General features: G+C 40.8%; 9 protein-coding genes and 1 tRNA gene. 5 read left to right on the forward strand and 5 right to left on the reverse strand.

From position 1 onward, the window contains the following. The coding region (locus VF500_RS30845) for a hypothetical protein (RefSeq protein WP_330863330.1) at positions 1-226 on the forward strand (226 nt) is incomplete at its 5' end. A 324-nt stretch (positions 227-550) separates the two neighbouring features. Here VF500_RS30845 and VF500_RS30850 read toward each other — a convergent pair. From VF500_RS30850 to VF500_RS30860, 3 genes are all read right to left on the reverse strand, one after another. Beyond that, the gene (locus VF500_RS30850) at positions 551-1,756 is read right to left on the reverse strand and encodes a bifunctional 3,4-dihydroxy-2-butanone-4-phosphate synthase/GTP cyclohydrolase II (RefSeq protein ID WP_330863331.1); all 1,206 of its coding nucleotides are present in this window, start codon (positions 1,754-1,756) and stop codon (positions 551-553) included. Positions 1,757-1,890: 134 nt separating this feature from the next. Further along, positions 1,891-3,345 carry an LptF/LptG family permease gene (locus VF500_RS30855; RefSeq protein WP_330863332.1) on the reverse strand — a complete coding sequence of 485 codons (1,455 nt, stop codon included), beginning with the start codon at positions 3,343-3,345 and terminating at the stop codon, positions 1,891-1,893. A 107-nt stretch (positions 3,346-3,452) separates the two neighbouring features. Beyond that, positions 3,453-3,833, reverse strand: a complete 381-nt coding sequence (locus tag VF500_RS30860; protein WP_330863333.1) for an START-like domain-containing protein — start codon at positions 3,831-3,833, stop codon at positions 3,453-3,455. Positions 3,834-3,995: 162 nt separating this feature from the next. Here VF500_RS30860 and VF500_RS30865 point away from each other — a divergent pair. Together VF500_RS30865 and VF500_RS30870 are read left to right on the forward strand one after the other, a co-directional pair. Then, positions 3,996-4,069 (forward strand) — tRNA-Met (locus VF500_RS30865). Positions 4,070-4,071: 2 nt separating this feature from the next. Continuing rightward, on the forward strand, positions 4,072-4,386 hold the full coding sequence (locus VF500_RS30870; protein ID WP_330863334.1) for a GIY-YIG nuclease family protein: 315 nt from the start codon (positions 4,072-4,074) through the stop codon (positions 4,384-4,386). 86 nt (positions 4,387-4,472) lie between these two features. Here VF500_RS30870 and VF500_RS30875 read toward each other — a convergent pair whose 3' ends face one another. Together VF500_RS30875 and VF500_RS30880 are read right to left on the reverse strand one after the other, a co-directional pair. Next, positions 4,473-5,261, reverse strand: a complete 789-nt coding sequence (locus VF500_RS30875) for an alpha/beta hydrolase (RefSeq protein WP_330863335.1) — start codon at positions 5,259-5,261, stop codon at positions 4,473-4,475. A 24-nt stretch (positions 5,262-5,285) separates the two neighbouring features. Next, positions 5,286-6,089 (reverse strand): helix-turn-helix transcriptional regulator, encoded by an 804-nt coding sequence (locus VF500_RS30880; protein ID WP_330863336.1) that lies wholly within the window; start codon positions 6,087-6,089, stop codon positions 5,286-5,288. A 696-nt stretch (positions 6,090-6,785) separates the two neighbouring features. Here VF500_RS30880 and VF500_RS30885 point away from each other — a divergent pair. Both VF500_RS30885 and VF500_RS30890 read left to right on the forward strand, forming a co-directional pair. After that, a complete protein-coding gene (locus VF500_RS30885; RefSeq protein WP_330863337.1) occupies positions 6,786-7,202 on the forward strand; it encodes a hypothetical protein in 417 nt (138 codons plus the stop codon). Between the two features lie 316 nt (positions 7,203-7,518). After that, positions 7,519-9,153: a hypothetical protein gene (locus VF500_RS30890; protein ID WP_330863338.1), complete on the forward strand. Its 1,635-nt coding sequence runs from the start codon at positions 7,519-7,521 to the stop codon at positions 9,151-9,153. Positions 9,154-9,615: the final 462 nt, after the last annotated feature.

Raw genomic sequence — 9,615 nt, forward strand, 5'->3', positions numbered from 1 at the left:
CAGGGCATTAAATAACGTAACGCTTAGCAGCCTTACAGACGTGCTGGCACCACAATATGTAAATGGCTTCGGTTTGGTTTACCAACGTGATTTTGACACTTTTGGCGAATTTATAAGAAACATATTCAGACAGGGCCGCCGTAAAACCGCTCCTGTTAACCCTGCCCCTATATCAAACTCAACTACAACACCGGCAACAAAACCGGACGAGGATGAAGATCAATAGATTTTTTGAGCTGAAAGCAGAAAGTTAAAGGCTTAAAGTGGGAATGACATGTCCGTTGATTTAAGTAATCGTAATACAAAAGATTTTTAAAATCCCCTCTCGAGAGGGGGCGCGGAGGAAAAGAGCGGTAGCAGGGGTGTGTCTCTGCTACAAGCTTTATCAACGCAGAAACACACCCCTCCGCCCCTTTTCAACAGGGGAATCGCACAGGCCCGCTCTTCCATTCCTTAAGCAAAAAGGCTTAAAGCAGATCGCTTTAAGCCTTTTGTTGTAAAATTTTTTATTTCGCTTTCGGCTTTAAGCCTTCTGCTTTTAGCTCAATGATCAATGATCTCTCATGATGGCATGATCCATCCTATCGCGTTTGGTGCGCAGGTAAGCTTCGTTATGCGGGTTTGATGCAATTTCGATAGGTACATTTTCAACCACTTCCAAACCATAACCAATAAGGCCTGCACGTTTTTTAGGGTTGTTGCTCATCAGGCGCATTTTAGTAATACCCAAACTGCGTAAGATCTGTGCGCCGATACCATAATCGCGCTGATCCATTTTAAAGCCCAGTTTAAGGTTAGCATCAACGGTATCATAACCGTTTTCCTGTAGGTGATAAGCCCTTAATTTATTGATCAGGCCAATACCACGGCCTTCCTGGTTCATGTATACAATGGCACCTTTCCCCTCTTTGCTGATCATCTCCATAGCTTTGTGCAACTGCGGACCGCAATCGCAACGGCATGAGCCAAAAATATCACCGGTCATACATGAGCTATGTACGCGAACTAAAATAGGCTCACCGGGCTCCCAGGTGCCTTTTACCAGGGCAAGGTGGTTTTCGCCGGTATCAACCTGGGTGTAGGCTATCATGTCAAAATCGCCCCATTCAGTAGGCATTTTAACAGCTACCTCACGTTTTACCATCGATTCATGCTCCAAACGGTAGGCAATGAGGTCTTTGATAGATACTATCTTAAGGTTAAATTCTTTTGCTATTTCCAGCAGATCGGGCAGGCGGGCCATTTCGCCATCTTCCTTCATGATCTCGCAGATAACACCGGCAGGTTCCAGACCGGCTAAAACAGCCAGGTCAATAGCAGCTTCGGTATGCCCGGTACGACGCAGCACGCCGCCATCTTTGGCTATCAACGGAAAAATATGCCCCGGGCGACCAAGATCCTCTGGCTTAGTAGCCGGATCTATGAGCGCAATGGTAGTTTTTGACCGGTCGCTTGCAGAGATCCCGGTAGTACAGCCATGACCAAGCAGATCGACAGAAACCGTAAAATTAGTTTCATGCGATGTGGTGTTGTGGCTTACCATAGGCATCAGATCAAGCTCACGTGCCCTTTGTGCCGTAATTGGGGCGCAAACCAGGCCGCGGCCGTGGCGAACCATGAAATTGATTGTTTCGGGGGTGGCATTGCGGGCGGCTGTTAAAAAGTCGCCCTCGTTTTCACGATCTTCGTCATCAACTACGATAATTGTTTTACCTGCTTTGATTTCTTCAATCGCTTCCTGTATGGTGTTTAACATTATTTGCTTACTTGTTGGGTGGCGCTTAACCGCTTGTTTAATCTAAATCAAATTTAACGCTTATTACCATGACTTGGGTCGGCGTTGTGTAAAATGATACCGCTTTTATAATATGGCGTTTATTAATAATACCGTTAATGGCCGTGACGGGTTGCCTTGTGCTTAAATTTTGCCACTATCCGGTTTATAAAGCGTTTATAAATGTCCATATCAAATATGGCCGAATCGGTAGCCGCTTTATACGAAAGGAACAAACCAATAGGTAACAGCGTGATAATGGAGATCCACATACCAAGGTACTTGTTAATATCGCCGCCTTTAACCGATTTTTCGCCAATGGTGGTAATGATATAGTAGATGAGGAAAAAAACCACCGAAACCACAACCGGCAAACCCAACCCACCTTTGCGGATGATGGAGCCCAGCGGTGCCCCAATTAAAAATAGCACGAGGCAAGCTACCGAAAGGTTATATTTTTTCTGATACTCCACAAAATACCTCCGGATGTTTTCCGAATCGCCTTTATACCTGTCGCTCCGATTTTTGATCACATCCTTGATCGACCTTACTTCGGAAGCCGCACTGCTTAAGCTCATTTGCTGCTCGGATAAGGTAAGGCTCTGGAAGGCGTCCTTTTTAGGATCAAACTCCTTATAATTTTTAATAACCTTTGACTGCGTGGGTATGGAATAGTATTTGATATATGGTGTTACCAGTTTATAATTTACCATCACATTGCTATCAACAGAATGCTGAGACGAATCGAGATAATGCCGCAACTGTTTGATATTCATCATCTGTGATGCCGACTTAAACTCGCTTTCACTGGTGCGGGTAAGCTTAAATGCCGACAGATCAAACTTGGTTTCGGTTTCCTTAAAACGTTGGCGAACCAGGCGCTGCCGGGTATTATAACTGGCATTTTCGGAAGCGGATTCCTCATACCTTACCCCGTCTTTTAAACGTAGCACGAGGTATTTATCGCCCATAGTGCGGAACATGGTGCCCTCTCTTGCCAGGATCACCGAGTTGTTATTATCGCCATTCGGGCTTTTTTGGTAGATCATGATATCGTACAAACGCTGCCCGTCAGGATCTTTACGTTTTACACGAATAGTATAACCAGGAAAACTGGTACTGAACACACCCTCGGGCAGCAGATCCGCAGATTTCTGCTTCCGGGCGTCATACAATAGCGAATAATATTTAAGGTTGGCTACCGGCAGCATATAGTCAGAAAAAAAGAATGCTGCCATACTGAGTATGGTAATGATCACGATCATGGGGTACATGGCGCGTTTTAAAGAGATACCTGCGGCCTTGATAGCCACAAGCTCATAATTTTCGCCAAGGGAACCATAAGTCATAATGGTTGAAAGCAGGATGGATAACGGCAAGGCCATCTGAACGTTGGTGGCCGAATTATACAACATGAGCTCCAGGATGGTGTACCATGCAAAGCCCTTGCCTATCAGGTCGTCAATGTATTTAAACAAAAACAACATGAGCAGCACAAACATCACGATGAAAAGCGTAACCAAAAAAGGCCTTATAAATGATTTAAGGAGTAAAAGGTGGATCTTCTTCATTAGTGCTATTTGCAATTAACAGGGGCAAAAACAGTTAGCCGCACAGTTAAAATCCATTAACGTGCAAAAACAGTTCAGCGTACAAAATTAGCTAAAATAAAGTTTTATCAGGCGCCTAATACACTTATGAGGTAATCGATAGAGTTATCCCAGATCTGCCTTCGCTCGGTAATAGTTTCTTCAGTAGCAAAATCAGTAACGGCGAGAGCTACATCATTGGTAAGCTCATCCTGCAGTATTTCCATTTCAAAATAATACTGGGCATCATCGTCGAGCCATTTGAACCGCACCGAGCGGTTTTCCTTAACTGCGCAAAGTTTGGCTTTTTGCGATTCATCATCCCATGTAAAAGTATAAACATGGTCACGAATATTAACCTCATCGGCAAACCATTGAGACAAGCCATTAGGCTCGCTTAAGAAGCTGAACAGGATACGTGGAGATGACTTTATCTCGTATTCAATGGTAAATTTTTTCTTTTCGGACATTCGGTTTACACTTAAAAAAAGAGGAACAAAACTAAAAATGAAACATTTTTTCTAAAGAAAACGAATTTCTACTATATTTGCAAACCTTTTTAGGGACGGCCACTTGTTTTACAGCAAAGCCACTCTTTTTATTAACCACAAAAAGAGCCATAAAATAAAAACGGCGGGGTAGCTCAGATGGTTAGAGCGTAGGATTCATAACCCTAAGGTCGGCAGTTCGATCCTGCTCCCCGCTACATTGGCAGAAAGCCCCTTGAAAAAGGGGCTTTTCTTATATATTGTGGCTATGTTCACGGTATACGTTTTATACTCCCCTGCTTTCAATCAAATCTATATCGGTTACACATCCGATTTAGATAATCGCTTTCTTTCTCACAATGAATTGGCAACAAAGGGGCATACTATAAAATACCGCCCATGGATAATTGCATACACCGAGGAATTTCCGACAAAATCAGAAGCCCTGATTCGCGAAAAACAGCTTAAATCTTCAAATGGACGTCAGTTTATTCGGAAAATTATTGCCGGAAAATTTAACACTTCAGATGGTTAGAGCGTAGGATTCATATCCGTTGGCTAACGGACGGCAGTTCGATCCTGCTCCCCGCTTCTATACCCGATAAAAATGGCTGAATTATTTTACCCATCCAAACAACTGACCGCAAACTCCTTGATCAAATCGGCCACCCAATCCGGCTGGTCCAAATGCGCAAAATGTCCGGCTTCAGGGACAACGATAATTTCGTCCCGCCACTTTTTTAAATCGGTTTTGTTTAAATATTCCGAAAAGACAAATTTCTCCAGCTGTCCATAAACTACTGCTATCGGAATTTTCGATTTTCTGAGTAATTCTATTTCGTCGCTCCAATCCTGGCGTGAAACAGACTCACTAAAAAATTCCCGGAAAGTGATGTCCGTTTGCAAAAATGTATTTTTGCATCTTTCTTTTAGCTCCGGTGATAATTTTACCACCATATCGCCTAAATACGCATGTAATTCCCCGTTAGCAGGAGTGTTGGTAAATACGGCGCCAATATTGGGGTTCGGTTTAATAATGTCAGCTAAAGTAAGTTGTGCGCCGATAATTTGAGGCCCTAATAAAAAAGCCCCCCGGCAATTTGACGGCAAAGGACATGCTTCAGCAATTACATTGCATCCCAACGATGCTCCTATTAAAATGTAATCGTCATTTTTATGCAGGTCCAGAAATTCCCTCAGCGCTTTTCCAAGTCCTTTCAACGAATAACTTTCTGCCGGCCGAATACTCCTTACAGATAAGCCATGGCCTGGAAGGTCAATAGTAATTGAAATATAATCCTTTAACCCCTCATATGTAATAACGTCATCCCACGTTTGGTGCGACTGGGAGTTGCCATGTATAAAAATAATTTTTTTATTGCCCGAACCATTTGTTTTGCCGAAAATCATATTCAAATGCTTTTCCTTGATTATTTAAATAATTCGGTTCCGGATGGAAAACGCGACGAGTTCCGCCACGTTTTTAGCATTAGTCTTTCTCAGCATATTTTTACGGTGGGTTATTATAGTGTGTTCGCTCACAAAAAGCTTATCAGCAAGCTGTTTACTGCTCAGTCCATCTGCAATCCAGCGTAATATATTCTTTTCCTGCCCCGTAAACAAAGTGTCTTCTTCATGAGGGTAAAAATAATTGGATTCCGCAGTAGTCGTGTTCAGCGCACCATTCAACTCATCTGCCTTCTCGATAGTATGCAGCATAACCGTGTCCGTTTTAAGATGGGTAACATCTAATACTATTCCCAACGAATAAAGCGGCAGATTGGTTTCTTTGCTGGTGATGTAAGAGCCTCTCTGCAACATACATTTATATTTACCGTTAAGGCACCTCACCCTAAATGTATACGAAAAAATATATTTATGATGCTCCTTTTGAGGTGTATTTTTTAAAAACAGCAAGTTGGATGCAAATACATTTTCATTATAAATTTTAAAATCGGCCGAATGAAAAATGTTCATCACCATGCTCAAACCGCCTTCAATAAAATCCATTGAACGATGTCCTACTACAGAATCAAACCCTTCAGTCATGAATTTATAAGAAGCGTTGCAGTAATCAATCAAAAAGAACGTGGGTAGCGCCACATGCCTGAAATCGCTTATCCGCCGGAATTTTTCCAGCAGCCTGAATATTTCCTCTTCTTCAGTTAATTCTCCGTTATAGCAAACCTTTCGCAGGTAGCCTTTATAGGTAAAATCCAAGGGTTGAGATAGGCGCATAAAGTGATCTACGTCTTTAACGGATGAAAATATCTTAAAAATACATTTTTTAATTCAATGATTTAAGAAGAATAAAAATACCTATAAATGGGGATATATCATGGGGGCAAGTACACCTAACTTTAGGATAATTAGTAAACAAATTATTAATCTATTGTTTACATTATGAAAAAGTGTAATAAACTGGTTTTTAGGACTGTATTTAGATGTCTATTCTTGATAGTTTTGAGTATAGGAATACTGTCTAATACCTATTCACAATCTAAAGAAGAAACAATTCAGTGGATATTTAAAAAGCTTTCAAGGTACAAAAATAATAGTTATACAATATGCTGCAATGGTTGCTTTCATCAAATGGGCTCGTCTAAAATTGTTTACGTGTCGACAAGCGGATTTGGTGTAAATGAATCTTTTTGCACTAATTGTAGCGATGAAATGGCAGTGGTAATCGAATTTGATAAAGTCACTCAATGTCAAATAAAGTATGATTGTAATGGGGATGCACATATTCTTTTAAATGGCACTTTTTCCCGCTTTGGGCTATACCCAAATCCGCGCGAGTCAAATGCTGTAAAGTTGATATTACCCTGGCATACCGAAACAGACCTGTTAAACAGAACATTTAAGGCTTTTAGTCATTTAGCAGAATTAAATCAGCCGAAAGAAACATTTTGATAAGCTATTTATAAATCGAATATGAAATTCTTATTTACAGCAGTCATTCTCTTTACCATGTCGCGATTTGGTTACGCACAAAATGTAAAGTCAACCCCCTGCACTAACCGCTGTAGCGCGTTTTCGGTAACTATTGTAAAAGGTGGCAGTTGCGGAGACCACTCACTCAATTTTACCGTAACCAATAACACAGCTGGGCCTAAGTCAATTAGAATGTATTCAGAAATGACAGATGGAAAATGGAATGATAATGGCTGGGGGCCAAACAATTTCGCGCCCGGGAGCAGCACAACATTTTCGGTATGTAATTCAACTGGTAAATATGTAATTTATTTTGGTGAACCTGATTATAAAATTCGGGATTTCCCAAGCTTGGCAATGATTCAGGAGATTTATGGTAAATCATCGTCCCTATACGGCCGGGACATTAAACAATGAATAGTAATATGTCTACGAAGATGTTTACATCTTGCTCAAACTAAAATTTAATACAGGGTCCGTTGACTATACGGAATTTCTACCTGGACGACAAGGGATCCAGTCTTGTTTTACATGGAATGAAAGAACCTAACCTTTTAAATGGAACGGCAAAAGAATTTCCTCGCCTCGCTGCTTTCAATCGGTCAAAGAGACGTTTTTAGTTAGTATTGAGGGTTGGCAATTTTACATGATGAAAATATTAAAAGTTTTATCAGGCGTACAAAATAAAATAGCAATTTAATACAACCCCAAAATCACGAAACACCACAATAACATGAATAAGAAATCCCTGTTCATCTTTCTATTGAGCCTTGTTGCTTTAAAAAGTTACTGCCAAGATATTACTGTAAATTACCAAAAACAGCGTCAACAGATTGAAGAAAACCAAACCAGCCAGCAAAAAGTTGTTTTTGACAGGTGGGCTACTGAAAATAAATTATCACCAGGTCACGCATATTCAGCTTGCGACGGCTGGCCCGGTGTAGGGTATAAATGCCGGCTACATAATTTGCAGTGTTGCTATAAGGGATGCGCCGCAGGTTTCGAAACAGAACGTACAAAAGTCGATAATGCCTACAAATCAAAATTAGATCAGCTTCAGGCCCAGTATGAAGTCGCCAATACGGCGGCTCAAAGTAAGACTCAAGAAGTAAGTGATAAAGAAGCAAAAACCAAGGAATTAGCGATAGCGGCTGTTCCTAACCAAACCACTATTGTTACTTCAAGTACCAAACGACAGCAGTATCAACAGGCCGCTACATATAATGAGGCTACAGCAAATAATAGCACCGATGACATAACCAAATCGTTGAATCTGAGTCTGGCTAAAATTAATTCCGGTGCAGCGGGCAACCTTGCGCAGGTCGCGCAAATACAGCAGCAGCAAAATATTAATTTTCAACATTCACTAAGGAATATCATTTCCCAGCTTAACGATATGACGGCACGCAATGCACAACGCAGTGCTGACGACCGGGCATATATTGATGAGGAGGAGGATAAACAAAAACGTGGCTGGCTTTATGAATGTATCGGTAATTATAGCTTTTGGTATTTAGACACTGCTCTATTCATCCAGACCGCGAGTTCCGCAATATCGTATCGTTCCGGACAACCAGATTTGTTCTTGAAACCTCACGAAAACTACCAAATAGAATCAATCAGGGACGCTATTAAATCAAAAAACTTTGACGCTTTTTATTCCAGTCTAATTGATCCATATCATATCGATAATGTTGGACAGATGTGGGGTAGCTCCTCAATGCGCGAGGATTTTGATGATATTAATTATTCGTTTGATGGAGACGTTAAGCAACAGCAAAAGTTGATTAATAGAATACAGAAAAATGCCGATAAAGGCGACCCGATAGCGGCCTTTAAGCTCTTTAATTATTACCTCGCCTCTAAATACAATGAACCCGCAAGCCAAAAAGCTGAGCGGCTACAGAATGCTGATAAATATTTCAATATGGCCGGCCATCGTTTGTTATTATCTAAAGCTAGTTATACTCCGCTGATATTAGCAATGTATTTTATGCGCGCAGAAGCAGAGCACGAGCCCGCGACAAAACTCTCCTATCTCCAAAGGATCGATACTTTAACCGATGTAAACGGATTTAACAACTTTCCGGCAAAGCTTTTGCCCGGCAATTTCAACAAATATTACTCGACAGAGTTTTATTACTATCTCACTTATCTAAATGGTTGGGAAAAAATCAAGGTCTATCATGATTTATATAAACAGGAGGGTGCATCAGCAACTAAAAACGATAAATATTTTAACAGTATCCTTAATGAATATCTTAATATAGGTATTAATCTTAGGCCCATGTTCCAGGACAAAAAGCTTCGCAGACCTTTTACCGATGATGATAAATGGAATGAACACCATCCCGAAAGAAACCACTAATAAGAAAATTATACTTGCGCAATCATAGTCTTCGCATTAAACACCACCAATATGCAATCAGCTTGCTGTTATAATGACTGGCTATTGGAGCAATGTTTACAGCTTTGCGCTTCAGTTACATGAAACTTGACAAAACCCTGGCCTTTGTCTAAGTTTTTTTTTAAAAAGGATTTCTTCCTAACAATTTACTGGCAGTTATTTATTAATAAAAATTATTTTAGAGAAGTCATAATTTTTAGGCAATTCAGTACCCTGCGGTTCGGACATAACCCAATTGGAATTAATATGATTCGCGAACCTTATGAGACTCGAACCGTTTTAAAAAGTCAATTTTCGTAAGTCCTCTAAGAAATAGTTCGAGATTTGTCCAGCGTGGGCTACATTAGCAGAAAGCCCCTTTTTCAAGGGGCTTTTCTTGTATATTGTGATTATGTTCACGGTATACGTTTTGTACTCCCCAGC

It is taken from the genome of Mucilaginibacter sp., from assembly GCF_036383575.1.
Lineage (GTDB): Bacteria > Bacteroidota > Bacteroidia > Sphingobacteriales > Sphingobacteriaceae > Mucilaginibacter.

Excerpts from the sequence above, each read along its gene's own strand:
- VF500_RS30850 (WP_330863331.1), bottom strand. The coding sequence starts at position 1,756 with ATGTTAAACACCATACAGGAAGCGATTGAAGAAATCAAAGCAGGTAAA.
- VF500_RS30855 (WP_330863332.1), bottom strand. The coding sequence starts at position 3,345 with ATGAAGAAGATCCACCTTTTACTCCTTAAATCATTTATAAGGCCTTTT.
- VF500_RS30860 (WP_330863333.1), bottom strand. The coding sequence starts at position 3,833 with ATGTCCGAAAAGAAAAAATTTACCATTGAATACGAGATAAAGTCATCT.
- VF500_RS30875 (WP_330863335.1), bottom strand. The coding sequence starts at position 5,261 with ATGATTTTCGGCAAAACAAATGGTTCGGGCAATAAAAAAATTATTTTT.
- VF500_RS30880 (WP_330863336.1), bottom strand. The coding sequence starts at position 6,089 with ATGCGCCTATCTCAACCCTTGGATTTTACCTATAAAGGCTACCTGCGA.
- VF500_RS30885 (WP_330863337.1), top strand. The coding sequence starts at position 6,786 with ATGAAATTCTTATTTACAGCAGTCATTCTCTTTACCATGTCGCGATTT.
- VF500_RS30890 (WP_330863338.1), top strand. The coding sequence starts at position 7,519 with ATGAATAAGAAATCCCTGTTCATCTTTCTATTGAGCCTTGTTGCTTTA.